The organism is Streptomyces sp. CNH189 (assembly GCF_000527195.1).
In genome coordinates this window covers 66,304-91,573 of sequence record NZ_AZUS01000014.1, presented here as the reverse complement: position 1 = coordinate 91,573, position 25,270 = coordinate 66,304, and the positions used below count along the sequence as shown (strand labels likewise).

Sequence of the window (25,270 nt, the reverse complement as noted above, 5' to 3'; positions counted from 1 at the left end):
TGCGGCGATCGCGTCAGCCCGCCGCCCGAAGCGGCGCCGGGGTGTTCTGGTTCGAGTCGTCGTCGTCCGGCGGGCGGGTGACGGCGAGGGCCGCCGCGTCGTCCTCGAGGTCCTTGGTGTGCCGGAACAGGGCGGTGAGCATGGTGTCCAGGACGGCACCGGGGTTCGCGGGCAACGGGCCGGTGAGCGGCGGGACCGGGTCGAAGAAGACACCGTCGCGGTTGCGGGCCTCGATGATGCCGTCGGTGAACATCACCAGCGTGGCGCCGGGAGGCAGTTCGCACCGGTCCACCGGGACGACGGGTCCGGCGAGGTCACCCAGCCCCAGGGGCAGCGCCGGCTCCTCCGGTTCCAGCACGGTCACCTCGCCCTTGTGGACCAGCAGCGGCGCCGGATGCCCCCGGTTCGCCATGCGGAGCGCGGAACGGTCGGGGAGGATCTCGACGAAGACGGCGGTGACGAAGTCCTCGTAGGGGGCGTCGTCCTGGCGCGCCTTGACGTCCTGCACCTGCACCTCCACGGCCTGGACGACGGCGGGCAGGTCCGGCAGCTGGAGGGCCACCGCGTGGAAGGTGCCCAGCAGCGTGTTGACCAGGGTGACCGCCTGCGTGCCCTTGCCGCGTACGTCACCGATCACCATGCGCAGGCCGTGGGGGGTGTCGTGGACCGCGTACAGGTCGCCGCCGATCAGGGCCTCCTCCTGCGCGGCCTGGTACCGGGTGGCGACGGCCAGCCCGCGGACCCGGTCGGGCGTCGCCGGCAGCACCGCGCGCTGGACCGCCTCCGCCACCTGGCGGGAGGTCCTCAGCTGCTCCCGTTCACGGGCGAACGTCCGGTTGAGGAACCCCGCGACGACGGTGAGGGTGATGAGGGTCGTGAAGCCGATGACGTTCGCCCTGGTGAGCACCTCCTGGCCCTCCCGGAGCGACAGCAGCCAGCCGACCAGGCAGGCGATCGCGCCACTGGCGACCGTCCAGGTCAGGGAGAACATCGGCGCCGCGATCACGGAGACGGTCGCGAGCAGGGGGAAGGTGTTGAACGGGAGCCAGGCGAAGTCGACGAGGACCGCGACGAGGAGCACGGCGGCGGGCAGGCAACGCGCCCACGGCAGTTTCCCGGAGCCGCCCTTGTGCTGGTATCGCTCCATCCGCGCGGCCCTCGGTCGTTCCGTCCCGTCCCGCGCCCCAGTCTCCGGCACGCCCTCCCCCGCGACCACCGGGCGCGTCCGTTCGCGGCCCGCCCGGGACGGGGACGCTCACGTGGTCGACGGGGGGATGTTCTGGTTGGCGTGGAAGAGGTTGTCGGGGTCGTAGGCGCGCTTGACCTCGGTGAGGCGGGCGTAGTTGTCGCGGTAGGTGGAGCGGACGCGCTCCGGGCCCTCGGCCTCGCCGATGAAGTTGACGTAGGAGCCGCCCATGGAGTGCGGGTGGAGGTCGGTCCAGTAGTCGACGCACCACTGGCGGACCAGGTCGGCGTTGGCCGGGTCCGGGTCGATGCCGGCGACCACGCCCGACCAGACGGCGTCCCGGTACGCCCAGGCCGTCTCGCCCGGGGCGACGTCGTGGGCCGCACCGTCCACGGGGTACAGGTGCATGGTCGACAGGGTGGTGGGCAGCGCCCGGCCGTACCGCTCGTGCACCGCGACCGCCTCGTCGGAGATCGCGTCGAAGAAGTCGCCCCGCCAGTACCACTGCAGGCCCTTGGGGACCAGCTCGTCGAACATCGTCTGCAGGGCGGGGTACGGCATCGGCGTGGCGAAGTGGAAGGCGGGCGGGGCCGGCTCGTCGACCACGGAGAGCACGTCCTCCAGGCGTCCGCCGTCAAGGTCGCCGGTGTAGCACCAGATGACGGCGCACATCTTCTGCCCGTGCAGAGGTTCCGGGAAGGGCGGGCCGGGCGGGACGGACATCACGGCGAAGAAGCCGTTGAGGTCTTCCGGCGCGGCGGGCAGGAACTCCCGGTACCAGCGCAGCACGTCCGTCGTCCGCTCGACCGGCCACACGGTGACCGCCACGCCGACCGTGTCCACCGGGTGCAGCTTGAAGGTGAACGAGGTGACGACGCCGAAGTTGCCGCCGCCTCCCCGCAGTGCCCACAGCAGGTCCGGGTGTTCCTTCTCCGTGGTGGTGACGACGCTGCCGTCGGCCAGGACCACGTCCGCGCCGATCAGGCTGTCGACCGTCAGGCCGTACTTGCGGGTCAGGTGGCCGTGGCCGCCGCCCAGGGTGAGACCGCCGACGCCGGTGGTCGAGTTGATGCCGGCCGGCACGCCGAGCCCGAAGGCGTGCGTCTCGTGGTCCAGGTCGCCCAGCTGGCTGCCGCCGCCGACCTGGGCCGTCCCGTTCTCCGGGTCGACCCGGACCCAGCGCATCGGGGACAGGTCGAGCGTGAGCCCGCCGTCGACCAGGCAGAGGCCGGGGCCGCTGTGCCCGCCGCCGCGCACGGCGAGGTCGACGCCCGTCTGCCGGGCGAAGGCGATCGTGGCCCGTACGTCCGCCGTGCCCGTGCAGCGGGCGATGGCGGCGGGACGGCGGTCGATCATGGCGTTGTAGATGCTGCGGGTCTCGTCGTACCCGGCGTCCCGCGGTGTGACGACAGGTCCTCGCAGGGCCTCGCGCAGATTGTCGAGAGCAGTTGCGTCCATGCCGCTCATGAGCGGACACCCCTTGGAGCAGTGCGGAACCGGAAACGGGCCGCGTCGGACGGAACCGGCGGGAAGGGAAGGTCGCGGATCGGGGGATCGGCGAGCGGGAGGTCGAGGTGCCGGGGTCGGTGGGCCGGCCGGTGTCCGTCCGGGGGTCCGGGGGAGAGCGGGTCCCCGGTCGTTCGGGGAGCGCGGTCCCCGCTCTTACAGTGTGACGCCGGTCACAGTCTCGCGCGATGCGGGGTGGCGGGGGTCAGGGGTCAGGAGGTCAGGGCGGAGGGCCCGGGCTCCTGTGGTGGCGCAGCACGTTGCGCAGGTGGTTGGTCAGGGCGGTGGCCGCGGCCGTGAGGAAGATGAAGCTGTAGAGGATCTGCAGGATGGCCACCAGGCGGGCGGACTGTCCGCGGGGCGTGATGTCGCCGTAGCCGATGGTGGCCAGCGTGACCAGGGTGAAGTAGAGCGCGTCGAGGCGTGTGGCGATGCCGTGCATTTCGCCGGGGTGCTGGGCCAGGCCCTGGTAGGCGGTCGCGAAGACCAGCACGGACAGGCACATCAGCGGGGGGATGACCAGTCCCGGACGGACGCCCGGGACGGCCAGCAGCACCCGCGCGACCTGCACCAGCAGCAGGACGGCGATCAGGGCCAGGGCCAGGCCGAAGAGCAGCCAGCTGAGCACCGGGCGGCGCGGCCCCAGCCCGTTCAGCGGCAGCAGGAAGTACGCGGTGACCATCGCGGTCACCCCGGCCGCCTGCGCCACCCAGGGCCAGACGCCGCTCCGGCCGGCGGACGTCCCCTCTACGCCCGGGACTCGCGACGGGGTGCGCACAGGGCCCAGATGATGAAGCCGTCGATGACGATGAGGACGATCGACCACACCGGCTGGTAGGGCAGCCACACGAAGTTGGCGATCATGCTCAGGCCGGCCAGTGCGACACCCACCGCGCGGGCCCAGGTGGCGCCCGTGAACAACGCCATGCCGGCGGCGGCCACCAGGGCGCCGAGGATCAGGTGCACCCAGCCCCAGCCGGTCAGGCTGAACTCGTAGGTGAAGTTGCGGGTCGCGACGAAGACGTCGTCCTGGGCGATGGCGGCGATGCCCTCGAAGATCGCCATGATTCCGCCGAAGATCATCAGGAAGGACGCGGCGGCCGTCCAGCTCGCCGCCCAGGGGCTGCGCGCCTCGAAGCCGGCCCCGTGACGGCGCGTGCCGCTGACATTGCTGGCCATGTTCTCGACCTTTCGGATGTCCCCGAGCGGTTCGATCTCATTCAGAGTGGCACCCCCGGCCGCACCCGGCACCTCGGTGCCCGGCGCCTCCGGGCGGGACGTCGTCAGCCCTCGCGGCGGCGTTCCTCGCGGAAGCCCTCCGCCAGGGCGGTCGCGCGCGTGAACCAGTCGTTCAGGACGGATGGACCGGTTGCGGGATCGCCCTGGCCGGTACGGCGGTGCTGGGCGCGGGCATCTGCACCGGCTCCGGGCCGCTGCTCGCCGCCGGGGCGGTGGTCGTGGTGGTCGCCCTGCTGGTCACCTGGGCCCTCCACCTCGCCGGATGGGGCAAGCAGTCGGGGCCGCGCCCGAGGGAGCAGTGGGACTGGCGGGTGCGTGACACCGGCGCCCGCGCCGGGCACCCGGAGTGTCTGGGGTGCCGGCTGGCGGGGCGGGGCCGGGTGGCCGTTGCTGACGCGGCCGTGCGGGAACCCGCGCGCGTGACCGGGCCCACGTCGGCGTCCGTGTCCGCGTCCGTGCCCGTGCCCGTGTCGGCCGGCGCGGATTCGGTGGGTGTCGGGAGCTGATCCGGCCGGGCGCCGAGAGGGGCGGGGCCGCCGCTCCCGGCCGCGAGGACGCGCAAACCGGAACGGCCGTACGTAGGGCCGTCGCCCACGGCAGCGCCCCGTTGTCAGTGGTCCCCCCTACGCTCGGCGGGGATGGCACAGGCATGGCGGTGTGCGGGGCTGAGCTGGACGGCGGACGGCCCCGTGCTGATCTGGGACGGGGGCCGGCGCTCGGCGCTGACCTGGGGGAAGACGGTGGCCTTCGGGGTCACGGAAGGGGGAGTGCGCCGCTGCGTCGGAGCGCGGGGGAACGCCTGCCCGATCGGGGCCCCGGTGCCCGCGCGGAGCACCGGGGCGCGCTGCGAGGAGTGCGCCCGGCTGGACCGCGCGCACTCGGTGGCCGCCGACACCTTCGCGGACGATCCCCGGCCGTACCGCGTGTACCTGGCGTGGTTCGGGTCCGGGATGACCAAGGTCGGCATCACCGCCGCGCGGCGCGGTCCGGCCCGGCTGCTGGAGCAGGGGGCGGTCTGCTTCAGCTGGCTGGGCACCGGACCGCTGATGGCGGCGCGGCGCACCGAGGAGCTGCTCCGCGCCGCACTGCGGGTGCCCGACCGGATCCCTTACGCCGCCAAGCGGGCGGCGCGGGCGGCGCTCCCGGCGACCGCTGAGGAACGGGCGGGTGACCTGGCCGAGTTGCACGCGCGGGCCCTCGCCCTGAGCGGCTGGCCGGAGTCGCTCGACCCCGCCCCCTTCGCCCCCGTCGACCATGTGGCGGCGTTCGCCCTGGACCGGGCGCCCGCTCCGGTGGGCGAGGTCGGCGAGTTGGTCGCGGGCGGCGCGGTGAGCGGCGAGCTGGTGGCCGCGGCCGGACCCGACCTGCACCTGGCTGCGGACCGCGGCGTCCTCGTGCTGGACACCCGGCTGCTGCCCGGCTGGGAGCTCGTCCCCGCCGCCGGGCAGGGGGTCGCGGTGCCGGTCAGGGCACTGAAGGAACGGACGGGCGCCCAGGAAGGGCTGTTCTGAGGGAGGGGCTGGGCGCCGGGCCTGAAGGTGGGGCCGGCCGCCGGGTCCGACGGAGGAGCCGGGGCCGCACCGCCCGGTCTGAGGAGGGGCCGGACCACCGGGGGCTGACGAAGGGCCGCACCCCCGAGGCTGACCGAGGGGCTGGACCGTCGGGGTGGTCACGGGTGATCGTGTCGGGCATGAGCGCTCCCCCGGACAGCCCCTCCGACCCGGCCCCCGACCCCCGCGACGAGACCGCCGGCGTACGGCACTTCTGGCAGGAGCTCGGGCTGCCCGGCCTCGTCGACGTACACACGCACTTCATGCCGGAGCGGGTGCTCCGCAAGGTGTGGGCGTACTTCGACGGGCTCGGCCCGCTGACCGGCGGGATCGAGTGGCCGATCACCTACCGCGCGGAGGAGACGGAACGGGCGGCGCTGCTGCGCGCGTTCGGCGTGCGCGCCTTCACGTCGATGCTCTACCCGCACAAGCCGGGCATGGCCCGCTGGCTGAACGACTGGGCGGCCGGCTTCGCCCGCCGGACCCCCGACTGCCTGCACACCTCCACGTTCTTCCCCGAGCCCGGTGCCGCCGACTACGTGCGTCAGGCCGTCGAGGACGGCACGCGCGTCTTCAAGGCGCATGTACAGGTGGGCGGTTACGACCCCTCCGACGAGGCGCTCGACGCCTGCTGGGGGCTGCTCGCCGAGGCGGGCGTCCCGGTCGTCGTGCACTGCGGTTCGGGCCCCGCCCCCGGCAAGCACACCGGGCCCGAGCCGATCGCCCGCGTGCTCGCCCGGCACCCCCGGCTGCGGCTGGTGGTGGCCCATCTCGGCATGCCGGAGTACGAGGACTTCCTGGACCTGGCCGAGCGGTACGCGGAGGTGCGCCTGGACACCACGATGGCGTTCACCGACTTCAGCGAGCGGATGGCGCCGTTCCCCGGGCGGGCGCTGCCCCGGCTCGCGGATCTCGGCGACCGTGTCCTGCTCGGCACCGACTTCCCCAACATCCCCTACCCGTACGCCCATCAGCTCGACGCCCTGGCGGGACTGGGGCTCGGGGAGGACTGGCTGCGGGCGGTCTGCCACGACAACGCGGCCCGGCTGTTCGGCCTGCCGGACGCACCAGGGGCGCCGCCCGTCTGAGAGCCGAGCGCCCCGCTTGGGAGACGCCCGTGGGTTTCTCAGCGAAAACACAGAAAGACGAAAGGGTGCTCTCAGAGGAGCCCCGCATCGTGTCCGGTATGACCACGATCTCGCCCCAGGGGCGCTCCGCACTGCTCCGGCCGGACGGAAGCTCCGTCCGGGTGCTGGTGGTGGACGACGAGCAGTCGATCACCGAACTGCTCTCCATGGCCCTGCGCTACGAGGGCTGGCAGATCCGCAGCGCCGCCGACGGCCAGGGCGCCGTGCGCGCCGCCCGCGAGTTCCGCCCCGACGCCGTCGTCCTGGACATGATGCTGCCCGACATGGACGGACTGGCCGTCCTCGGCCGGCTGCGCCATGAGCTGCCGGACGTGCCGGTGCTGTTCCTGACCGCCAAGGACGCCGTCGAGGACCGTATCGCCGGGCTGACCGCGGGCGGGGACGACTACGTGACCAAGCCGTTCGGCCTGGAGGAGGTCGTCGCACGGCTGCGCGGGCTGATCCGCCGCTCCGGCGCGAGCGACCGCCGCTCCGACGCCGTCCTGGTGGTCGGCGATCTCACCCTGGACGAGGACAGCCACGAGGTGACGCGCGGCGGCCGGAGCATCCACCTCACCGCCACCGAGTTCGAGCTGCTGCGCTTCCTCATGCGCAACCCGCGGCGGGTGCTCAGCAAGGCCCAGATCCTCGACCGGGTCTGGTCGTACGACTTCGGCGGGCAGGCGAACGTCGTCGAGCTGTACATCTCCTACCTGCGACGCAAGATCGACGCGGGCCGGGAGCCGATGATCCACACCCGGCGCGGCGCCGGCTACCTGCTCAAGCCCGCGGTGTCGTGAGCGGACGCGGGCGGCCGCGTCCACGCACGCTGCGGACCCGGAGGTCGTCGCGTCCGTGACGCTGCTCGCGGTGGTGCTGCGACCGGTGGTGCTACGACCTCACCCTCCTGGCACCCGGGGACCGACCGCCGCACGGAGTCACGTTGTACACCGTAAGAGTGCTGTTCTACGCTGTACAGCATGACCACGTCCTCGCGGGAGCCCTCGGCCGCGTCCCCCGGCCCGGCTCCGCCGAACGACCGGGCGGCCCAGGTGGCGCCCGGTCATGCCCGGCGCTGGCTCATCCTCGGGGTCATCTGCCTCGCCCAGCTCACGGTGCTGCTGGACAACACCGTGCTGAACGTGGCGATCCCCTCCCTCACCCGGGAGATGGCCGCCTCGACCGCCGACATCCAGTGGATGATCAACGCCTACTCCCTGGTGCAGTCGGGCCTGCTGCTCAGTGCGGGAAGCGCCGCCGACCGCTACGGCCGTAAGAAGATGCTGATCGTGGGGCTGGCGCTGTTCGGAGCCGGGTCGCTGACGGCGGGGCTGGCCCAGTCGTCGGGCCAGCTGATCGCGGCGCGGGCCGGCATGGGCGTCGGCGGGGCGCTGCTCCTCACGACCACCCTCGCCGTGGTCATGCAGATCTTCACGCCCGAGGAGCAGCCCCGTGCGATCGGCATCTGGAGCGCCGTCAACTCCCTCGGCTTCGCGGCCGGTCCTCTGGTCGGCGGGTTCGTGCTGAACCACTTCTGGTGGGGCGCGATCTTCCTGATCAACCTGCCGGTCGTGGTCCTGGCGCTGGCAGCCGTCGCGGCGTACGTCCCCGAGTCCCGCAACCGGCAGGGCGACCGGCCCGACCTGGCCGGCGCGGTGCTCTCCACCATCGGCATGACCGCCCTGGTCTACGCGATCATCTCCGGCCCCGAGCACGGCTGGACGTCGGGCCTGGTGCTCGCCACGGCGGCGACGGCGGTCCTGGTCCTCGCTGCCTTCGCCTACTGGGAGAGCCGGATCCCGTACCCGATGCTCGACCCGCACTTCTTCCGCAACCGGCGCTTCACGGGCGCGGTCGGCGGACTGGTGCTGATCACCTTCGGCATGGGCGGCGCGCTCTTCCTGCTCACCCAGTACCTGCAGTTCGTCCTCGGATACGGCCCACTGGAGGCGGGACTGCGCACCGCGCCGATGGCGCTGACGGTGGTCGCCCTCAACTTCACCGGTGTGGGCACCAGGTGGTCGGCGAAGCTGGGCACTCCGCTGTCCATCGCGCTCGGCATGGGGCTGATGGCGGCCGGCCTGGTGTCGACAGCGACCCTCACCGAACACGGTTACAGCGGGACCCTTTTGGGCCTGGTGCTGATCGGCGCGGGCACGGCGATCGGCAGCCCGGTGATGGCGCACGCCGTGATGAGCTCCGTGCCCCGGGAGAAGGCGGGCGTCGGCGCGGGCATCAACGGCACCCTCGCCGAGTTCGGCAACGGGCTCGGGGTGGCCGTCCTGGGCGCGGTGCTCAACGCCCGGTTCGCGGCGCTGGTGCCGGTGGCGGCGACCTCGCTGCCGGTGGCGCTGGCCGCGGCCGGGTCCGACGGCGAACGCGCCGAGATCACCGGGGCGTTCTCCTCCGGCCTGGAGACCAGCCTGCTGGTCGGCGCGGTGGCGGTGCTGCTCGGCGGACTGATCGCGGCGGGCCTGCTGCGCCGGGCCGACCGCGCCGACGCGCGGGCCGCGGACGGCGGGACGGACGCCTAGCATGAACCGGCGTCGGCGAGTCGAGGAAGGTGCGCCATGGTGAGGGCAGCCCAGCGGTCCGGGAAGGCGCCGCGGCCCAGTGTCTGGCTGGAGGGCAGGGCCCGGGGCGGCGGGCGCGGCGGACGCCAGCCGTCCGGACTCGACCGGGAGAGGATCACCGAGGCCACCGTGCGGCTGCTGGACGCCGAGGGTCTGGCGACGTTCTCCATGCGCCGCCTCGCCGCCGAGTTGGACGTGACCGCGATGTCCGTCTACTGGTACGTCGACACCAAGGACGACCTCCTCGAACTGGCCCTGGACCGTGCCTTCGGCGAACTCTCCCTCCCCGACCCGGAGTCCGGTGAGGACTGGCGCGACGACCTGCGCGCGCTGGCCCGCGGGTACCGCGCGCTGCTGGTGCGCCACCCCTGGCTGTCGGAGCTGGCCGGCCGCTTCCTCAACATCGGGCCCAACGCGCTGCGCTTCTCGGGGGTGATCCAGCAGATCGTCGGCCGCAGCGGCCTGCCCGAGCACGGGGTCACCGGCGCGATCTCCGCCGTGTTCCAGTTCGTGTACGGCTACGGCACCATCGAGGGCCACTTCCACGACCGGGTGGCCGCCACGGGCCTGACCGCGGACGAGTACCACCGCCGGGCCATGAACGAGGTGACGCGGGACCCGGACGCCTCCGACGTGATCGGGCGGTCGGCCCGGATCATGGAGGCCCGCGGCGGCGACACCGTCGAGGAGATGCTGGAGCGGGACTTCACCTTCGCCCTGGACCTGCTCGTGGCGGGCATCGAGGCGATGGTGGCCCGCAGCCGCGGGTGACGGTGGGCGGGCTCCGGGGCCTTGCGCTCGGACCAGGCCGGATCAGGGATGACCCGGACGCAAGACCCTAGTCGCCCTCCGCCAGCCGCGCGGGGAAGCCGCCGGTGGCGACCGGCCCCCAGCGCTCCGGGGTGACCCGGATCAGCGACTTGCCCTGCTTGACCATCGCGGCCCGGTACTCGTCCCAGTCGGGGTGCTCCCCGGCGATGTTGCGGTAGTACTCCACCAGGGGTTCCACCGCCTCGGGCATGTCCAGGACCTCGGCGGTGCCGTCGATCTGCACCCACGGTCCGTTCCACTCGTCGCTCAGGACGATCAGGCTCACCCGGGGGTCTCGCCTGGCGTTGCGCGTCTTGGCGCGCTCGGGATACGTGGACACCACGATCCGCCCCGAGTCGTCGACACCGCAGGTCAGCGGGGAGCCCTGGGGGCTGCCGTCGGCCCGCCGGGTCAGCAGGACCGCCCGGTGCCGGGGCCGTACGAAGTCGAGCAACTCGTCGAGGGAGACGCTGGTGTTGGTCGCGATGTTCGGTGCCATGGCGTCAGCCTAGGCCGCCATCGCCTCCGGGAGGTTGTCGTACACGGGCACGTCACGGCGCAGGCCGGTCAGTTCCAGCACCCGGCCGGCCACGCTCTCCGGGAGGGCCACCAGGTGCACCCGGGTGTCGGGCAGCAGGAGTCTTCGGGCGTCGTTGATCAGCCGCACGCCCTGGGAGTCCATGAACCGGGTCGCGGACAGGTCGAGGACCATCACCTGGGCGGGTCCTTCGGAGCCGGAGCGGGCCTGATACATGATCAGCGGCAGCAGGCCGTCCGCGTTGCAGAAGTCGATCTCCGACGGCAGCGGGAGCATCACGCGCTCGGAGGGATACGGGGAGAGGGTCACGGCACACACCTGACGGTCGATTGTCCGAATTCGGAAAAAGGCCGCTTCCTGACCCTCCGCCCATTGCACCACGTCCGGGTGTGTGACCGGAAGCGGCTAAAGTTTGTACGTCCTGTGCTCGCAGTCGGGAATGTGCTGCGGAGCTCTCCTGCGCACGGCCGTCCGGTCGTGCTCGCCGAAGAGGTTCGTGGTGGTCTCACCCCAGTTTTCTGATTCGCGTGGCTTCCCCCAAAATGTGGATCTGGCGGAGGCGTTGACGGCGGCGGCCCGCCGACTGCACGAAACGGCGTCGGCCGGCAGCACGCTGGACGCCGCGGTACGCCTCACGGTGGATCTGCTGCCGGGCGCGGAGCACGCGGCCATCTCCGTCATAGAGCGCGACAACCGGCGCCGCCCGCTCGCCTGGACCGACGAGGTCGTCCGTGCCGCCGAGGACGGCGGGCCCCCGACCGGGCGTCAGCCGTACTGGCAGCGACTGTGGAACGCGCCGGTGGCCGAGGTCGCCGACAGCGAGGGCGACGAGGGCGAGCACACGCTGTCCGGGCTGGGGCTGCGCTCGGTACTGTCGCTGCGGCTGCGCGCCGACCGGCGGCGGCTGACCGTCCTCACCGCGTACGCCCGCAAGCCGCGCGCCTTCGACGAGGCGGCCCTGCGGGTCGGGCGGCTGTTCACCACACACGTCGGCATCGCGCTCGACTCGGCCACCGTGCGGGAGCAGCTCACCGAGGCCATGCGCACCCGGGACCTGATCGGCCAGGCGACCGGCATCCTCATGGAACGCATGGACATCGACGCGGCCGGCGCCTTCGACAGCATGGTCCGCGCCTCCCAGCGCGAGAACGTCAAACTCCGTGACCTGGCGCTGCGCATCGTCGCCACCCACGAAAAGCCCTGACGTCCCGGCCGGCCTCCGGCCTGCGGCCCCACCCCCGGACCCGGGCCGCGCACCGGGGCTTTCGGCCGCGCCCGCAAGGCCCCGACCTCCGCACGCCGGCCTGCGGCCCGGGCCGGACGGTCACACCCTCGCGGCCGATCGCCCGGCAGTGCGGCCCGTTTCGGGATGGCCCTGCCCGGCGGGCCTACGGCCTGCGACCCCGTCCCGCTCCCGGCCCCGGCGTTCCAACCGGCCGCCCCCTCCCGGTCGCGTTCCGGAAGGCCCTGCCCCGGCGGGTCATCGGCCTGCGGCCCCGGGTCTCGCACCCGGGCCTGGCGACCATCCCCGCAACCGGACCCCCGGTCGCGCTCCAGAGGGCCCTGCCCGGCGGGCCTGCAGGCCTGGCCCCCGCTCCCGGCGGCCACACCCCCGCGACCGGTCGCGGGGGTGTCCGGTCGCGGTTCGCGAGGTCCTGACCGGTGCGCCACCGGCCTGCGGCCCCCGTGCAGTTCTCAGCCCCGGTGGCCGCACACCTGCAATCGGCTGCCCGCCCGGGTGCTTCCGGACGCCGGCTGCCCCTGCCCACCGCAGCGCGCGGCGGCTGTGCTTCGGCGGCCGGCGCGTGGTGGGGCGCTGCCCTCGGGCGCGGGCCCCGCTTCCGCGACTCCTCAACGGGCGGGCCCCGGTAGGTGGAGCGGGGCCCGCCCCGCCTCGGTGCTCAGACCGCCGGCAGGGTCTCGCCCTGGACTGCCTGGATGTCCAGTTCCACGCGGAGGGTGGTGCCGATGGCGGCGATGCCGGCCTGGACGACCTGGTTGTAGTTCATCGCGAAGTCCTCGCGGTGCAGTTCGGTCGTCGCGCGGAAGGCCGCGCGGGTGCCGCCCCAGGGGTCGGCTCCGGTGCCGAGGTAGGCGAGGTCCAGGTCGACCGGGCGGACCACCCCGCGCATGGTCAGCTCGCCGTGGACCGTCCAGCGGTCGGTGCCCGCCTGGGTCAGCCCCGTGGACCGGTAGGTGATCTCCGGGTGGCGCTCGACGTGCAGGAAGTCCGGGGACCGCAGATGGGTGTCGCGCATCCCGTTGCCGGTGTCGATGGACGCGGCCCGGATGACCGCCTCGACACGGGACTTGGTCACGTCGTCCGGGGCGATCTCCACCGTGGCCGAGAAGTCGGTGAACCGTCCCCGCACGCTGGAGATGCCCAGGTGCTGGGCGACCGCCGCCACGCCGGAGTGCGCCGGGTCGACGGTCCACGGCCCGGGCGGCGGCAGCTCCGTGCCCCCGGTGCGGGCCAGCGTCACGGTCCCGACCTCGGCACGCCCGCTCGCGGTGACGAGGGCGCTCGCGGCGGCGGGCGCGTACCCGACCGCGGTCACGACGACGGTGTACGCCCCCGACGTCAGCTCGGTGGCGTCCCGGACGGCGCCCTCGGCGTCCGCCTCGGCGCGCAGCACCTGGCTGCCGGTCCCGTCGGTGAGCGTGACGACCGCGTGCGACACGGCCCATCCGTCCCGGGTACGGATCCTCGCGGTCAGTGGCATCCGGTCTTCTCCCTGAAAAGGCTCATAAAAAGGTCGTGATACGACCGGCCCGTGGCGGGGCGCGTCTCCGCTACAGGACGCGCGGGCCCGCCACGGGCCGGGGCCGGTGCTACTCGCCCGGGTGGGCGAGCTCGATGTCGTGGTCGTCGACACCGGTGCCGGCGACCGTCAGCGCGTTCGCCACCGGCGGGTAACCCGTGGCGATGACGGTGTACTCGCCGCCGTCCAGGTCGGCGAAGGCGTACGCCCCGTCCGCCCCGGTCGTCGCCGTGCCGACCACGTTGCCCGCCGCGTCGACCAGGGTGACCCGGGCGTCGGCCAGCGGACCGTGCGGGGCGCGGACCACGCCCCGGACGTGGGCGCCGGTCTCCAGGTCGGCCTCGACCCGGGTGACGCCCGTGGCGCCGATCTCGACCGGCAGGGCGCGCGGCCGGTACCCGGCGGCGTTCACCGCCACGGTCACCGCGCCCGGCACCAGCTCGGCGAACGAGAAGTCGCCCTGCTCACCGGTGGTCCCGGTGGCCAGCAGGTCCCCGCGCACGTCGGTGACGATCACCATCGCGTCCTTCACCGGCCGACCGGTGTCCGCCGCGCGGACCACACCGGTCATGCCGCTCGTGCCGCTGAGCAGGATGTCGTAGGCGACCGGCTCGCCGTTCACCACGACCGTGGACGCCTGTGGCTGGTGGCCGTCGGCGGCGGCGATCAGGACGTACGACCCCGCCGAGGGGGCGTCCACCGCGTAGGCGCCGTCGTCCTGGGCCACCGAGCGGCCCAGCTGACGTCCGCCCAGGGAGATCAGCGTGACCGCGGCCCGCGGCACCGGGGTGCTGTCCGCGCCCCGGACGAAGCCGCGCACCGGGATGCCGCCGGAGACGGACTCCACGGGACGGGCCACGGTGGCGACGGCGGTCACGGGCTGGGCGAAGGTGTCCTCGCCGGCCCGCTCGGTCTCCGAGGTCACGGAGCCCGCGGGGGCCGCGTCCCCGGCCGGGACGGTCGCCGCGGCCTCGGCGACGGCCGGGACGGCCGGGTCACCGGTGACGCCCGCCTGCTCCTGGGCGGCCTGGGCCAGCGCGCCCGTGGTCCGCAGCGGGACCTCCTTGATGAACAGGGTCACCAGGAAGCCGAGCAGGGCGACCGGCGCGACGTACAGGAAGATGTCGGCGATGCCGTGCCCGTAGGCGCTCTCCAGCCAGGTGCGGATGCCCGGGGGCAGCAGGTCCATGTCGGGGATGGCGCCGCTGCCGGAGGTCTTGGCGGCCGCCGCCTGCTCCTGCGGGCTGAGCGAACCGATGCTGTCCGCCGCGTAGTGGCTGATCCGGGAGGACATCACCGAGCCGAGCACGGAGACGCCCACCGCACCGCCGAGCGAGCGGAAGAAGGTCACCACGGAGGAGGCCGCGCCCAGGTCGCTCGGGGCCACCTGGTTCTGCGTGCAGAGCACCAGGTTCTGCATCATCATGCCGACGCCGAGACCCATCAGCGCCATGAAGATGCCGATGTGCCAGTACGGGGTGTCGTAGCGCATGGTGCTCAGCAGGCCGAGGCCCGCCGTGAGCAGCACGCCGCCCGCCAGCAGCCAGGCCTTCCAGCGGCCGGTCTTGGTGATGATGATGCCGGAGACGGTCGACGATATGAACAGACCGCCGATCATCGGGATGGTCATGACGCCCGACATGGTCGGGGACTTGTCCCGGGCCAGCTGGAAGTACTGGCTGAAGTAGACGGTGCCGGCGAACATCGCGATACCGACGAACAGCGAGGCCAGCGAGGCCAGCGTGATGGTGCGGTTGCGGAACAGGCGCAGCGGGATGATCGGCTCGCTGGCCTTCGACTCGACGAACAGGAAGACCAGCGTCAGCAGGATCGCGCCGCCGACCATCAGACCGGTCTGCCAGGACATCCAGGCGTACTTGTCGTCGGCGAAGGTGACCCAGACGAGCAGCAGGCTGACGGCCGCGGTGACGAAGAAGGCGCCGGCCCAGTCGACCTTGACCTCCCGCTTCACCAGGGGCAGGTTCAGCGTCTTCTGCAGCACGATCAGGGCGATGATCGCGAACGGGACGCCGACGTAGAGACACCAGCGCCAGCCGAGCCAGCTGGTGTCGGTGATGACACCGCCGAGCAGCGGGCCGCCGACGGTCGCGACGGCGAAGGTCGCGCCCAGGTAGCCGGAGTACCGACCGCGCTCACGCGGGGAGATCATCGCGGCCATGATGATCTGCGCCAGTGCGGCCAGACCGCCACCGCCGAGACCCTGGATGGCGCGAGCGATGATCAGCATGCCCGAGTTCTGCGCCGTACCGGCCACGATCGAGCCGATGACGAAGACCACCAGGGCCGTCTGGACCAGGGCCTTCTTGCTGATGAGGTCGGCGAGCTTGCCCCACAGCGGGGTGGAGGCGGTCATCGTCAGCAGCGAGGCCGTGACGACCCAGGTGTAGGCGCTCTGTCCGCCGCCGAGGTCGGAGACGATCTCGGGCAGGGCGTTGGTGACGATGGTCGACGACAGGATGGCGCAGAACATGCCGAGCAGCAGCCCGGACAGCGCCTCCATGATCTGCCGATGGGTCATCGGAGCGTCCTGGGAGGGGCCTCCTCCGTGCTTGGCATGAGCCCGCACACCTTGTGGTGTGGTCGTTGCCATGGACTTCCTTCTCTTATGTGCTTGCGGGTGTACGGGGGGTCTTCTCGAGCGCGGGAGGCGCCTGCCGCGGCACGGTGCGCGGGTCGCCGAAGCTGTCCCGGAGCCGGGCCATCAGCTGGGTGAGGCTGCCGACCTCCTCGTCCGACCAGTCGCTCAGCCGCTCGGCGAGGAGCCGGGTCGTGAGCCGGAACATCTCGTCGAGCCGGGTCTGGCCGGCCGGGGTGAGGCGCAGGATGCGGGACCGTTTGTCGGCGGGGTCGGGGGAGCGTTCGATCCAGCCGCGCTCGGCCAGATGGGCGACGTGGCGGCTGGTGACGGACATGTCCACGGACAACAGCTCCGCGAGACGGCTCATGCGCATGGCGCCGTGGCCGCCCAGCAGGGTCAGCACGGCCGCGGAGCCGCTCGGGCAGTCGGCCGGCATGATCCGGCTCATCTCCCGTTTGACGGCGCCGAAGGCGCTGAACTGTCGGACCAGTTCCTCGTACTGTGCCGACTCGGCCATGGCACCTCCGTTTCGTTGCTTAAAGCAACCGTAGGTTTCGATGGTTGCTGAAGGCAAATAAGAACGGCCTCGCGGGGCCAAAAACTTGGCAAAGGCAAGTAATCGCGGCAGTAAACCCGCAGGTCGGAGGGGTCGTGCCGCGTCGGCGGCGGTCTTCTGTGGCCGGTGCGGTCGCCTGTCCCCGCCCCGCTTGGGGCGCCGGACGGTGATTCGCTAGGGTCTCGTGACATGGCTAACACCCAGGGCCCGCAGGGCAATCACGACCCTGCCGGCAGCACCCAGATGTTCCGCGCGTTCGTCGACGAGGCCCCCCAGGGGCAGCAGGCGGCGGCGTCCACGGGCGGGGGGCCGCGGATCGGCCTCATCGTCGGCATCGTCGTCGCCGTGGCGGTCGTCGCCGCGGTGGCCTGGCTCGCACTGAAGTAAGAACGCGCCGGCCGCCGACGCGATCCCTTCGGGCGCTACGGCGGCCACGCACCTCCCTCTTCACGCTCTTCACGTGGGGGCGCTCGCGTGTCCGCGCGTGGAGGGGTGCCTTGTCGTCGCCGGCACGGCACCCTCACTCCCGCACCATGGCGGCCACGCACCGTGTCCCCTGCGCGGGCGCGTTCGCGTGCCCGCACGGCGGTGCGCCTTGCCGCCGCCGGCACGGCACGCTTCACGTCCAGCGCGGCGCGAGCGCCCGCGCGTCGTCGAACGCCTCGCCGCCGGCGCGGCTCGCTCGCTGCCACGCCGCGAGCGTCCTGTCGCCGGCGCGGCTCGTTCGTCCCCGCGCTGCGGCGCATCTCGCTGCCCTCGCGGGCATGCTCACGTGCTTGCGCACACCTTGTCCGCTTATGTCCCGTGCTGCGGCGCACCCCGCCACCCCCAGGTCGGCCAGGCTCACCTTTCCGGGCTGCGATGTCCTCCGCTCCGTGGCGGCGCCGCCCGCGTTCTTTGCGTCCGCGAGCGGTGCGGGACCGTTATCCACAGGTGTGGATAACCTTTTCGGTTCGACGGACAGGCCCCACGGCCAGGGTGAGCGTCACATGAGGACCGCGGATCTGCGGCAGACACGGAGGTGTCCCGGACCCCAGGGGGCCGGGACACCTCCGTACCGGAGTCGCCGTGGACGTCAGTCCGAGATGAGTCCTTCCCGCAGCTGCGAGAGCGTCCGCGTGAGCAGACGTGAGACGTGCATCTGCGAGATGCCGACCTCCTCGCCGATCTGCGACTGCGTCATGTTGGCGAAGAACCGCAGCATGATGATCCGCCGCTCACGCGGCGGCAGCTTCGCCAGCAGCGGCTTCAGGGACTCCCGGTACTCCACGCCCTCCAGCGCCGTGTCCTCGTAGCCGAGGCGGTCCGCCAGCGAGCCCTCGCCGCCGTCGTCCTCCGGGGCGGGGGAGTCCAGCGAGGACGCCGTGTACGCGTTCCCCACCGCGAGGCCGTCGACGACGTCCTCCTCGGACACGCCCAGCACGACGGCGAGTTCGCTCACCGTCGGCGAGCGGTCCAGCTTCTGGGAGAGCTCGTCGCTGGCCTTGGTCAGCGCCAGCCGCAGCTCCTGCAGCCGGCGCGGCACCCGCACCGACCAGGACGTGTCACGGAAGAACCGCTTGATCTCCCCGACCACCGTCGGCATCGCGAACGTCGGGAACTCCACGCCCCGTTCGCAGTCGAAGCGGTCGATCGCCTTGATCAGGCCGATGGTGCCGACCTGGACGATGTCCTCCATCGGCTCGTTGCGCGAGCGGAAGCGTGCCGCCGCGTACCGCACGAGCGGGAGGTTGAGTTCGATCAGCGTGTCCCGGACGTAGGCACGCTCCGGGCTGTCCTCGTCGAGCACGGCGAGCCGCAGGAACAGGGAGCGGGACAGGGTGCGGGTGTCGAGGGCCGCCGTGTCCGGGAGGTCCGGAGCGGGTGTTGCGGCGAGGGCCGGGCCCTCGTCGATGGGGCCGAGTGCGTCGAGAGCATGGGGAGCTGACTCGCTCTCCGCGAGCGTGAGCACCTTCGAGCTGCCCTGTTCTGCGGACATGCCACCCCCTTTGGGTCGCGGGACGGTCGCGGCGAACGCTCCCGATCCGAGGAACGCAGCCTTCACCTGAATACCGGCGCCGAGGCTCCGGCAAACGCGCTTCCGGCAGAATGTCACATGTCGGCAACGCGCTGTAGTGACATGTCGACATGCGAGACGCGAATCAGCCCTGGAAACGAGGGGTCTGACGGGGTATCGGGCCGAAAAACCGGAGAAGCGCGCTCGGGGGCGATTCGCTCTTTACGGTTACGCGTCGATCCTGTTTGCGGACCGCAGTCGCTGGAAGCTCCGGGCCAGGAGCCGGGAGACGTGCATCTGTGAGACGCCCAGTTCCGCGCTGATCTGGGACTGCGTCAGATTGCTGTAGTAACGCAGCAGAAGGATGCGCTGCTCGCGCTCCGGCAGCTGCACGAGCAGATGCCGGACCAGGTCGCGGTGTTCGACCCCGTCGAGGGCCGGATCCTCGTAGCCGAGCCGGTCCAGCAGGCCGGGCATGCCGTCGCCCTCCTGTGCTGCCTCCAGCGAGGTGGCGTGGTACGACCGGCCGGCCTCGATGCAGGACAGCACCTCCTCCTCGGAGATGCGCAGCCGCTCGGCGATCTCGGCGGTCGTCGGGGTGCGCCCGAAGGCGGTGGTGAGGTCCTCGGTCGCGGCATTGACCTGCACCCACAGCTCGTGCAGCCGGCGCGGTACGTGGACGGTGCGGACGTTGTCGCGGAAGTACCGCTTGATCTCGCCGACCACGGTGGGCATCGCGAAGGTCGGGAACTGCACGCCCCGCTCCGGGTCGAAGCGGTCGATGGCGTTGATGAGCCCGATGGTGCCGACCTGGACGACGTCCTCCATCGGCTCGTTGCGGGAGCGGAAACGGGCGGCCGCGTAGCGCACGAGCGGGAGGTTCGCCTCGATGAGCGCCGCTCGTACGCGGGCGTGCTCCGGCGTGCCGGGCTCCAGGTTCTTGAGCTGACCGAACAGCACCTGGGTGAGGGCCCGGGTGTCCGCGCCGCGGCGCTTGGCGGGTGTCTGGACCGCGTCGGGGGACACCTCGTCCTGGGGCGGCGCGGAACTGGCCGACACGGTCAACGCCACCTCTTCATCGCTCACATCGTCCGTCAACTCATCCGTCAAAAGCGGTCATAGCATCACAAGACTGACTCACTGTGTGCAAGCACCGCATATTCCGTGTTGAGGGCGGACGGGTGCCGCCGGACGCGCGAAAGCCCCTTGCCGCAGCGGCAGGGGGCCTCGGTGCACGGGGTGCGGACGGGGCGTCAGAACTCGTAGTCGGCGATCACCCACGTGGCGAACTCGCGCCACAGGCCCACGCCCGCCTGGTGGTCGGGGTGCTCCACGTACCGGCGCAGCGCCTCGGCGTCGTCGAACGCCGAGTTGATGGCGAAGTCGTAGGCGATGGGGCGGTCGCTGATGTTCCAGGCGCACTCCCAGAAGCGGATCTCTCCGATCTTTCCCTCCAGTGCGCGGAAGGCCTCCACTCCTTCGACGACCTTCGGGTCGTCGCGGCGGACGCCCTCGTTGAGCTTGAAGAGCACCAGGTGCCGGATCATCGCTTGCCTCCCGCGGCCAGCCAGGTCATGAAGTCGCCGACCGCCTTGGCGGCGTCCGAGACGCCCTGGAACCCGATGGTGACGTAGTCGCCGGCGGTCTCGGGATCCGTGATGATCACGTACAGCACGAAGACCACCACCAGATAGACGGCGGCCTTCTTCGCGTTCACCGCCATCGCGGCCCTCCCCTGTCACTGCTGTCACGCGTGCATCGAGCGGGCCCATGATCGCACGAAGGGCCCCGTCTGACGACGGGGCCCTTCAGAAGCGGTAGCGGAGGGATTTGAACCCTCGGTGACTTGCGCCACACTCGCTTTCGAGGCGAGCTCCTTCGGCCGCTCGGACACGCTACCGAGGGAGACTTTACAGCACGGTGGCGCGTGGTCAGAAATCGGTATTCACCGGCCGCGGAAGAACTCCGTGAGGAGCCGCGCGCAGTCCTCGGCGAGCACGCCCTCGATCACTTCGGGGCGGTGGTTGAGGCGGCGGTCCCGTACGAGATCCCACTGGGATCCCACCGCGCCGGCCTTCTCGTCCCGGGCGCCGTAGACGACCCGGTCCACCCGGGACTGCTGGACCGCCCCCGCGCACATCGTGCAGGGCTCCAGGGTGACGACCAGGGTGCAGCCGGCCAGCCGCCACTCCCCGAGCCGCTCGGCGGCCCGCCGCAGTGCCAGCACCTCCGCGTGCGCGGTGGGATCACCGCCCGCCTCACGCTCGTTGTGCGCGGAGGACAGCACGGTGGTCCCGTCCGCGGCCAGCACGACGGCGCCCACGGGGACATCCCCGCCCGGGACGGCCCGGCGGGCCTCGTCCAGGGCGAGGCGCATCGGCTCACGCCAGCGGTCGCGCACCGGGTCCGGGAGACCCGGTGCGGGGGTGGTCGTCGGCACGGTCAGCGGACGGTCTCCAGGACCTCGGAGGCGCCCAGGGCCTCGGCGATCTCCGAGACGGCGTCCGCGGTCATCGACCGCAGCTCCTTCTCGGTGACGCCCAGGTCCTCCAGGACCTGTGCGTCCCCGACCGGGCCGTGCGGCATGGACTCCCCGGAAACGGTGGGTCCGGGGGCGCCGTCGGCGTCCTCGTCGTCCGGCTCACCGTCCTCCGTGCCGTCGAGGTCGAGGGAGTCCAGGTCGGAGCCGTCGTCCCCGGGCTCCCGGCCGAGCAGCTCGTCGGTGAGGAGGATCTCGCCGTAGCTGTTGCGGGCCGCGGCGGCGGCGTCGGAGACGTAGATCCGGGGGTCCTCCTCACCGTCCACGCGGACGACGCCGAACCAGCCGTCCTCCTGCTCGATCAGCAGGAGCACCGTGTCCTCGTCGGGAGAGGCTTCCCGGGCGAGGTCGGCCAGATCCGACAGGGTTTCCACATCGTCGAGCTCTGTGTCGCTCGCTTCCCACCCGTCTTCGGTGCGCGCGAGCAGTGCGGCGAAGTACACCGTGACTCTCCCACTGGTCATAGGTGTGCCGGTTGGGGGTCCCCCCGGCGGAGGTGTGCGGGCGGGTGTTCCGGTGCTCCGAGACCCCGCCCACTGGGAATCGTGGCAGAAACAAGGCCATCAGGGGACGTCTTCCGCTCCCTGTGTCCGGCAGTTTCGATAGCAGTGCGCCGAGTGCGCCCCGGAAGGACTCACCAGCGCACTTGTTGCCGCCACGTCGGGATCGTACGCGGCTTTGCCCGCCGCCCCCGTGCGGCACTCGCAGCCGTCCCGCCGGGGGCACCTCCGGCACCCCCACTCCCTCAGCGACAACCGGCCCCCACCGCACACGACCGGCCCACCCCCGTGGCGTGTCGCACCCACCACCCCAGTCCCGCCCTCGCGGGCACGCCCCCACCCTCCGCGGCCGGTGCCGCGAGAAGGCGCCGCATCCAGGCGTCGGCCCCCGCTGTCCGCGGGCAGTCGTGCCGCCGGGGCGATGGGGGCACCTCCCGCTCGAGCGGAGCCGAGAGTGGGGGAGGGTGGGCGTGGCGGCGCCCCGTAGGCGCCGGGCTGCGCGAACACCCCCGGCCCCGCCCGCACCGGGTCACCGAACGCCCCCGGCCCCGACCCGCACCGGGTCACACCGAGCGCCTCCGGCCCCGACCCGCACCGGGTCACACCGAACGCTCCCCGGCCCCGACCCGCACCGGGTCACAGCGGAAGCCCGCCGCAGCGAAACCGCTACCAGCGAAACGTTCGCATCCGCATCGCATGCCGCAACCGCGCCGCCTTCGCCCGCCGAGGCTGCACCCGATCCCGCAGCGCCCGCGCCTCCGCCAGCTCCCGCAGGAACCGCGCCCGCCGCCGTCGGCGGTCGGCCTCCCAGTCGACCTCCGCCCCGGAGGCCCCGGCCGCTCCGCCCGGACCGCCCGGACCGCCCGCTCCACCGGGACCGACCGCTCCACCAGGCCCGCTCGGCCCGGCCGACCCGGCCCGGCCACCACGCCCGGCCCGCCCGGCCTGTGCCGTCCTTCCGCCCTGCCCCGTCCGTCCGCCCTGCGAGGCCCGTCCACCCTGCCCGGCCCGCCCGGCCGGCCTTGTCCGCCCGGCCCGTCCGGGCTCCTCCAGCGCCGACGGATCGTCGCGATCGTCCTGCTCAGGCATTGCCTCACCACCCCAATCCGTCCCTCCCACCTTCCCTCGCACGGGCGGTTTGACGCCAGCGAAGGAGTGACGGACGACCGAGACGCTTGCCACGCGAGGGGACGCCGACCCCTCAGGTCCCGGTTAGTGTTGAGGTCATGCGTCTCCACGTCGTCGACCACCCCCTGGTCGCCCACAAGCTCACCACGCTGCGCGACCAGCGCACCGACTCCGCGACCTTCCGCCGCCTCGCCGACGAGCTGGTCACCCTGCTCGCCTACGAGGCCACGCGTGACGTGCGCACCGAACAGGTCGACATCCGGACGCCCGTCGAGGCGACCACCGGCGTCAAGCTCTCCCACCCCCGCCCCCTGGTGGTGCCGATCCTCAGGGCCGGCCTCGGCATGCTGGACGGCATGGTCCGGCTGCTGCCGACCGCCGAGGTGGGCTTCCTGGGCATGGTGCGCAACGAGGAGACGCTCCAGGCCTCCACCTACGCCACGCGCATGCCGGACGACCTCTCCGGCCGCCAGGTCTACGTCCTGGACCCGATGCTCGCGACCGGCGGCACGCTCGTCGCGGCCATCCAGGAGCTGATCAAGCGCGGCGCGGACGACGTGACCGCCGTGGTGCTGCTGGCCGCGCCCGAGGGCGTCGAGGTGATGGAACGCGAGCTGGCCGGCACGCCCGTGACGGTCGTGACGGCGTCCGTCGACGAGCGTCTCAACGAGCAGGGCTACATCGTGCCGGGCCTCGGCGACGCGGGCGACCGGATGTACGGGGCCGCGGAGTAACTCCGCGCGTCCACCGCCCCCCGGTTCACCGTCCCCCCGCGCCCTTCAGCAAGGGCGCGGGACCGCTGAACCGCTCAGCAGTTCTTCTTGGAGGCGGGCGTCGGCTTCGGGTTGGCCAGTGAGGTCAGCGCCCGGTCGGCGTCCGCCTTCGCCGTCAGCCCCCGGAAGGTGTCGCCGATGATCAGGTCGAGCTCCACGCCCTTGCGAGCCGGGTCGGTACGGCGTTCGGCGCCGGCGAGCTGTGTGCCGAGCACCGGCAGCGCCGTGTCCAGCGCGGCGGCCGGGCCGAGCAGCACGCCGGTGCCCTTGACCTTCTTGTCGTAGGTCGCGGGCGCGTTGGCCACCTCGCCGATCCGGAAGCCGCGCTTCTTGAGCTCGTCCGCCGTCTTCTGGGCGAGCCCGCCGCGGGTGGTGGCGTTCAGCACGTTGACCGTGATCGTGCCGGGGCGGGGGAGCGCCTTCCCGGCCGCCGCCGCGGGGCTGGCCGCGGGGCTCGCCACGGCGGAGCACGCCTTGGTGCCGGCCGCGGAGGCGGAGTCCCCGCCGCCGGTGAACACGTCGATGAGCTGCAGCGTGCCCCAGCCGCCCACGCCGAGCACGGCGACGGACGCGACGGTCAGCACGACGAGCTTTCCGCGCCGCCGAGGCCTGCGCATCCGCGGGTACTTGTCACCCGTGATGCGGTACTGGCCGCCCATGCCAGGGGGAGTGAGCATGCTCATGAGCGCAGCGTAGTGCGCCCGGGCTGCAATGCCTACTAGATGATCATTCGACTGGGTGCAGTCCGACCCGAAAGGGCCAAACCGGCCCGTGAGAGGGTTCGACAGGCCTCAGTCGAGTTCGAGAACGCGCGCGTGCAGCACCTGGCGCTGCTGGAGCGCGGCGCGCACCGCGCGGTGCAGTCCGTCCTCCAGGTACAGGTCGCCCTGCCACTTCACGACGTGCGCGAAGAGGTCGCCGTAGAAGGTCGAGTCCTCGGCGAGGAGCGTCTCGAGGTCGAGCTGCTGCTTGGTCGTCACGAGCTGATCGAGGCGGACCGGGCGCGGCGCCACGTCCGCCCACTGCCGGGTGCTTTCCCGGCCGTGGTCGGGGTACGGCCGGCCGTTTCCGATGCGCTTGAAGATCACACGGAAAGCCTACCGGTCGAGACGTTCCGGGCGCAGCCATGGCGACGCAGTACGCCGCCGCAAAAGATGCCGGAAACCGTCAGAAAAGGGTCTGCCCGCCCGTCGCGCGCCCTCACGGCCCGCCCCGTACGTCACCCCCGGCTCAGATACCCGCCCCCGGTACGCCCTCGGGGACGAACCCGCGGGTGCCCGTTCACGCCCCCGGCTTCTTCGCGGCCTTGGCCGCCTTCGCCGCCGCCTTCATCTCCTGCTTGTGCGCCCGCACCTTCACCAGGGACTCGGGGCCCGTGATGTCCGCGACGGACCGGAAGGACTTCTCCTCGCCGTAGGCGCCGGCCGCCTCCTGCCATCCGGCGGGGCGGACCCCGAGCTGCTTGCCCAGCAGGGCGAGGAAGATCTGCGCCTTCTGCTTGCCGAACCCGGGCAGTTCCTGCAGCCGCTTCAGCAGCTCCCGGCCGTCCTCGACGCCCCGCCAGACGGCCTCCGCGTCACCGTCGTAGTGCTCGACGAGGTACCGGCACAGTTGCTGGATGCGCCCGGCCATCGAACCCGGGTAGCGGTGCACGGCGGGCTTCTCGGAGAGCAGCGCGGCGAACGCCTCGGGGTCGTACGCCGCGATCTCGTGCGCGTCGAGGTCGTCCGAGCCGAGGCGCCGCGCGATCGTCGCCGGGCCCTTGAACGCCCACTCCATCGGGATCTGCTGGTCCAGCAGCATGCCGGTCAGCGCGGCGAGCGGGCTGCGCCCCAGCAGCCGGTCGGCGTCGGGGTCCTGGGCGAGGTGCAGTGTGACGTCCATGCCC

Annotated in this window: 27 protein-coding genes and 1 tRNA gene; 9 read left to right on the top strand and 19 right to left on the bottom strand. The window is 72.4% G+C overall.

What is annotated here, in order from left to right; all coding sequences use genetic code 11:
* Nucleotides 1-13: 13 nt before the first annotated feature.
* The 4 genes from B100_RS0119870 to B100_RS0119855 all read right to left on the bottom strand — a co-directional run bounded on the left by B100_RS0119870 (nt 14) and on the right by B100_RS0119855 (nt 3,871).
* The gene (locus B100_RS0119870) at nt 14-1,147 is read right to left on the bottom strand and encodes a PP2C family protein-serine/threonine phosphatase (protein ID WP_024886177.1); all 1,134 of its coding nucleotides are present in this window, start codon (nt 1,145-1,147) and stop codon (nt 14-16) included.
* A 108-nt stretch (nt 1,148-1,255) separates the two neighbouring features.
* A complete protein-coding gene (locus B100_RS0119865) occupies nt 1,256-2,644 on the bottom strand; it encodes an FAD-binding oxidoreductase (RefSeq protein ID WP_024886176.1) in 1,389 nt (462 codons plus the stop codon).
* Between the two features lie 268 nt (nt 2,645-2,912).
* The gene (locus tag B100_RS0119860; protein WP_486585664.1) at nt 2,913-3,374 is read right to left on the bottom strand and encodes a potassium channel family protein; all 462 of its coding nucleotides are present in this window, start codon (nt 3,372-3,374) and stop codon (nt 2,913-2,915) included.
* A gap of 65 nt (nt 3,375-3,439) precedes the next feature.
* A complete protein-coding gene (locus tag B100_RS0119855) occupies nt 3,440-3,871 on the bottom strand; it encodes a DUF7144 family membrane protein (protein ID WP_024886174.1) in 432 nt (143 codons plus the stop codon).
* A 218-nt stretch (nt 3,872-4,089) separates the two neighbouring features.
* Between B100_RS0119855 and B100_RS0119850 the strand changes: the two genes are divergently transcribed.
* The 6 genes from B100_RS0119850 (at nt 4,090) to B100_RS0119825 (ending at nt 9,952) form a co-directional block, all read left to right on the top strand.
* Nucleotides 4,090-4,437 (top strand): hypothetical protein, encoded by a 348-nt coding sequence (locus B100_RS0119850; RefSeq protein WP_024886173.1) that lies wholly within the window; start codon nt 4,090-4,092, stop codon nt 4,435-4,437.
* Nucleotides 4,438-4,569: 132 nt separating this feature from the next.
* The gene (locus B100_RS0119845) at nt 4,570-5,442 is read left to right on the top strand and encodes a DUF2797 domain-containing protein (protein ID WP_024886172.1); all 873 of its coding nucleotides are present in this window, start codon (nt 4,570-4,572) and stop codon (nt 5,440-5,442) included.
* A gap of 179 nt (nt 5,443-5,621) precedes the next feature.
* On the top strand, nt 5,622-6,569 hold the full coding sequence (locus B100_RS0119840) for an amidohydrolase family protein (RefSeq protein WP_051490028.1): 948 nt from the start codon (nt 5,622-5,624) through the stop codon (nt 6,567-6,569).
* A gap of 98 nt (nt 6,570-6,667) precedes the next feature.
* On the top strand, nt 6,668-7,408 hold the full coding sequence (locus B100_RS0119835) for a response regulator transcription factor (protein WP_024886170.1): 741 nt from the start codon (nt 6,668-6,670) through the stop codon (nt 7,406-7,408).
* Nucleotides 7,409-7,588: 180 nt separating this feature from the next.
* Nucleotides 7,589-9,142: an MFS transporter gene (locus B100_RS0119830; RefSeq protein ID WP_024886169.1), complete on the top strand. Its 1,554-nt coding sequence runs from the start codon at nt 7,589-7,591 to the stop codon at nt 9,140-9,142.
* A gap of 36 nt (nt 9,143-9,178) precedes the next feature.
* The gene (locus B100_RS0119825) at nt 9,179-9,952 is read left to right on the top strand and encodes a TetR/AcrR family transcriptional regulator (protein ID WP_024886168.1); all 774 of its coding nucleotides are present in this window, start codon (nt 9,179-9,181) and stop codon (nt 9,950-9,952) included.
* A gap of 67 nt (nt 9,953-10,019) precedes the next feature.
* Here B100_RS0119825 and B100_RS0119820 read toward each other — a convergent pair whose 3' ends face one another.
* Together B100_RS0119820 and B100_RS0119815 are read right to left on the bottom strand one after the other, a co-directional pair.
* Nucleotides 10,020-10,490, bottom strand: a complete 471-nt coding sequence (locus B100_RS0119820) for a PPOX class F420-dependent oxidoreductase (RefSeq protein WP_024886167.1) — start codon at nt 10,488-10,490, stop codon at nt 10,020-10,022.
* 9 nt (nt 10,491-10,499) lie between these two features.
* On the bottom strand, nt 10,500-10,805 hold the full coding sequence (locus tag B100_RS0119815; protein WP_051490027.1) for an STAS domain-containing protein: 306 nt from the start codon (nt 10,803-10,805) through the stop codon (nt 10,500-10,502).
* A 163-nt stretch (nt 10,806-10,968) separates the two neighbouring features.
* Between B100_RS0119815 and B100_RS0119810 the strand changes: the two genes are divergently transcribed.
* Nucleotides 10,969-11,733: an ANTAR domain-containing protein gene (locus B100_RS0119810; protein ID WP_051490026.1), complete on the top strand. Its 765-nt coding sequence runs from the start codon at nt 10,969-10,971 to the stop codon at nt 11,731-11,733.
* 697 nt (nt 11,734-12,430) lie between these two features.
* On the opposite strand, the gene B100_RS0119805 is transcribed toward B100_RS0119810, so the two are convergent.
* The 3 genes from B100_RS0119805 to B100_RS0119795 all read right to left on the bottom strand — a co-directional run bounded on the left by B100_RS0119805 (nt 12,431) and on the right by B100_RS0119795 (nt 16,407).
* Entirely contained in the window at nt 12,431-13,252 is an 822-nt protein-coding gene (locus B100_RS0119805; protein ID WP_024886164.1) for a YceI family protein, read from the bottom strand.
* 109 nt (nt 13,253-13,361) lie between these two features.
* Nucleotides 13,362-15,830: an MFS transporter gene (locus B100_RS0119800; protein ID WP_024886163.1), complete on the bottom strand. Its 2,469-nt coding sequence runs from the start codon at nt 15,828-15,830 to the stop codon at nt 13,362-13,364.
* 85 nt (nt 15,831-15,915) lie between these two features.
* On the bottom strand, nt 15,916-16,407 hold the full coding sequence (locus tag B100_RS0119795) for a MarR family transcriptional regulator (protein WP_024886162.1): 492 nt from the start codon (nt 16,405-16,407) through the stop codon (nt 15,916-15,918).
* A 228-nt stretch (nt 16,408-16,635) separates the two neighbouring features.
* On the opposite strand from B100_RS0119795, the gene B100_RS0119790 reads away from it, so the two are divergent.
* Entirely contained in the window at nt 16,636-16,833 is a 198-nt protein-coding gene (locus tag B100_RS0119790; protein ID WP_024886161.1) for a hypothetical protein, read from the top strand.
* Nucleotides 16,834-17,521: 688 nt separating this feature from the next.
* Here the strand turns inward: B100_RS0119790 and B100_RS0119785 are convergent.
* The 7 genes from B100_RS0119785 to B100_RS0119755 form a co-directional block, all read right to left on the bottom strand.
* Nucleotides 17,522-18,424 (bottom strand): RNA polymerase sigma factor SigF, encoded by a 903-nt coding sequence (locus tag B100_RS0119785; protein ID WP_024886160.1) that lies wholly within the window; start codon nt 18,422-18,424, stop codon nt 17,522-17,524.
* A gap of 246 nt (nt 18,425-18,670) precedes the next feature.
* Entirely contained in the window at nt 18,671-19,507 is an 837-nt protein-coding gene (locus B100_RS0119780) for an RNA polymerase sigma factor SigF (RefSeq protein ID WP_024886159.1), read from the bottom strand.
* Between the two features lie 188 nt (nt 19,508-19,695).
* Nucleotides 19,696-19,989, bottom strand: coding sequence for a Dabb family protein (locus B100_RS0119775; RefSeq protein WP_024886158.1), 294 nt, complete (start codon nt 19,987-19,989; stop codon nt 19,696-19,698).
* On the bottom strand, nt 19,986-20,165 hold the full coding sequence (locus tag B100_RS0119770; RefSeq protein WP_024886157.1) for a hypothetical protein: 180 nt from the start codon (nt 20,163-20,165) through the stop codon (nt 19,986-19,988). Before B100_RS0119770 ends, B100_RS0119775 begins: the two co-directional genes overlap by 4 nt.
* Before the next feature lie 92 nt (nt 20,166-20,257).
* A tRNA-Ser gene (locus B100_RS0119765) sits at nt 20,258-20,342 on the bottom strand.
* A 45-nt stretch (nt 20,343-20,387) separates the two neighbouring features.
* Nucleotides 20,388-20,819, bottom strand: a complete 432-nt coding sequence (gene tadA / locus B100_RS0119760; RefSeq protein WP_037723131.1) for a tRNA adenosine(34) deaminase TadA — start codon at nt 20,817-20,819, stop codon at nt 20,388-20,390.
* Between the two features lie 65 nt (nt 20,820-20,884).
* Entirely contained in the window at nt 20,885-21,424 is a 540-nt protein-coding gene (locus B100_RS0119755; RefSeq protein WP_024886155.1) for a tRNA adenosine deaminase-associated protein, read from the bottom strand.
* A 1,283-nt stretch (nt 21,425-22,707) separates the two neighbouring features.
* Here B100_RS0119755 and upp point away from each other — a divergent pair.
* Nucleotides 22,708-23,343, top strand: coding sequence for a uracil phosphoribosyltransferase (upp, locus tag B100_RS0119750; protein ID WP_024886154.1), 636 nt, complete (start codon nt 22,708-22,710; stop codon nt 23,341-23,343).
* A gap of 74 nt (nt 23,344-23,417) precedes the next feature.
* Here upp and B100_RS0119745 read toward each other — a convergent pair whose 3' ends face one another.
* The 3 genes from B100_RS0119745 to B100_RS0119735 form a co-directional block, all read right to left on the bottom strand.
* A complete protein-coding gene (locus B100_RS0119745) occupies nt 23,418-24,041 on the bottom strand; it encodes a LytR C-terminal domain-containing protein (protein ID WP_024886153.1) in 624 nt (207 codons plus the stop codon).
* A 132-nt stretch (nt 24,042-24,173) separates the two neighbouring features.
* Nucleotides 24,174-24,470 carry a type II toxin-antitoxin system VapB family antitoxin gene (locus B100_RS0119740; protein WP_004943146.1) on the bottom strand — a complete coding sequence of 99 codons (297 nt, stop codon included), beginning with the start codon at nt 24,468-24,470 and terminating at the stop codon, nt 24,174-24,176.
* 193 nt (nt 24,471-24,663) lie between these two features.
* Complete coding sequence (locus B100_RS0119735) at nt 24,664-25,266, bottom strand: HhH-GPD-type base excision DNA repair protein (protein ID WP_024886152.1); 603 nt, start codon at nt 25,264-25,266, stop codon at nt 24,664-24,666.
* Nucleotides 25,267-25,270 lie beyond the last annotated feature (4 nt).

What these genes read in the sequence shown, in the direction of transcription:
- B100_RS0119855 (WP_024886174.1), bottom strand. Translation starts at nt 3,871, where the DNA reads ATGGCCAGCAATGTCAGCGGCACGCGCCGTCACGGGGCCGGCTTCGAG.
- B100_RS0119785 (WP_024886160.1), bottom strand. Translation starts at nt 18,424, where the DNA reads ATGTCCGCAGAACAGGGCAGCTCGAAGGTGCTCACGCTCGCGGAGAGC.
- B100_RS0119790 (WP_024886161.1), top strand. Translation starts at nt 16,636, where the DNA reads ATGGCTAACACCCAGGGCCCGCAGGGCAATCACGACCCTGCCGGCAGC.
- B100_RS0119840 (WP_051490028.1), top strand. Translation starts at nt 5,622, where the DNA reads ATGAGCGCTCCCCCGGACAGCCCCTCCGACCCGGCCCCCGACCCCCGC.
- B100_RS0119800 (WP_024886163.1), bottom strand. Translation starts at nt 15,830, where the DNA reads ATGACCCATCGGCAGATCATGGAGGCGCTGTCCGGGCTGCTGCTCGGC.
- B100_RS0119835 (WP_024886170.1), top strand. Translation starts at nt 6,668, where the DNA reads ATGACCACGATCTCGCCCCAGGGGCGCTCCGCACTGCTCCGGCCGGAC.
- B100_RS0119865 (WP_024886176.1), bottom strand. Translation starts at nt 2,644, where the DNA reads ATGGACGCAACTGCTCTCGACAATCTGCGCGAGGCCCTGCGAGGACCT.
- B100_RS0119805 (WP_024886164.1), bottom strand. Translation starts at nt 13,252, where the DNA reads ATGCCACTGACCGCGAGGATCCGTACCCGGGACGGATGGGCCGTGTCG.
- B100_RS0119820 (WP_024886167.1), bottom strand. Translation starts at nt 10,490, where the DNA reads ATGGCACCGAACATCGCGACCAACACCAGCGTCTCCCTCGACGAGTTG.
- B100_RS0119810 (WP_051490026.1), top strand. Translation starts at nt 10,969, where the DNA reads ATGTGCTGCGGAGCTCTCCTGCGCACGGCCGTCCGGTCGTGCTCGCCG.
- upp (WP_024886154.1), top strand. Translation starts at nt 22,708, where the DNA reads ATGCGTCTCCACGTCGTCGACCACCCCCTGGTCGCCCACAAGCTCACC.
- tadA (WP_037723131.1), bottom strand. Translation starts at nt 20,819, where the DNA reads ATGCGCCTCGCCCTGGACGAGGCCCGCCGGGCCGTCCCGGGCGGGGAT.
- B100_RS0119815 (WP_051490027.1), bottom strand. Translation starts at nt 10,805, where the DNA reads ATGCTCCCGCTGCCGTCGGAGATCGACTTCTGCAACGCGGACGGCCTG.
- B100_RS0119870 (WP_024886177.1), bottom strand. Translation starts at nt 1,147, where the DNA reads ATGGAGCGATACCAGCACAAGGGCGGCTCCGGGAAACTGCCGTGGGCG.
- B100_RS0119775 (WP_024886158.1), bottom strand. Translation starts at nt 19,989, where the DNA reads ATGATCCGGCACCTGGTGCTCTTCAAGCTCAACGAGGGCGTCCGCCGC.
- B100_RS0119830 (WP_024886169.1), top strand. Translation starts at nt 7,589, where the DNA reads ATGACCACGTCCTCGCGGGAGCCCTCGGCCGCGTCCCCCGGCCCGGCT.
- B100_RS0119770 (WP_024886157.1), bottom strand. Translation starts at nt 20,165, where the DNA reads ATGGCGGTGAACGCGAAGAAGGCCGCCGTCTATCTGGTGGTGGTCTTC.
- B100_RS0119860 (WP_486585664.1), bottom strand. Translation starts at nt 3,374, where the DNA reads ATGGTCACCGCGTACTTCCTGCTGCCGCTGAACGGGCTGGGGCCGCGC.
- B100_RS0119825 (WP_024886168.1), top strand. Translation starts at nt 9,179, where the DNA reads ATGGTGAGGGCAGCCCAGCGGTCCGGGAAGGCGCCGCGGCCCAGTGTC.
- B100_RS0119735 (WP_024886152.1), bottom strand. Translation starts at nt 25,266, where the DNA reads ATGGACGTCACACTGCACCTCGCCCAGGACCCCGACGCCGACCGGCTG.
- B100_RS0119795 (WP_024886162.1), bottom strand. Translation starts at nt 16,407, where the DNA reads ATGGCCGAGTCGGCACAGTACGAGGAACTGGTCCGACAGTTCAGCGCC.
- B100_RS0119845 (WP_024886172.1), top strand. Translation starts at nt 4,570, where the DNA reads ATGGCACAGGCATGGCGGTGTGCGGGGCTGAGCTGGACGGCGGACGGC.
- B100_RS0119745 (WP_024886153.1), bottom strand. Translation starts at nt 24,041, where the DNA reads ATGGGCGGCCAGTACCGCATCACGGGTGACAAGTACCCGCGGATGCGC.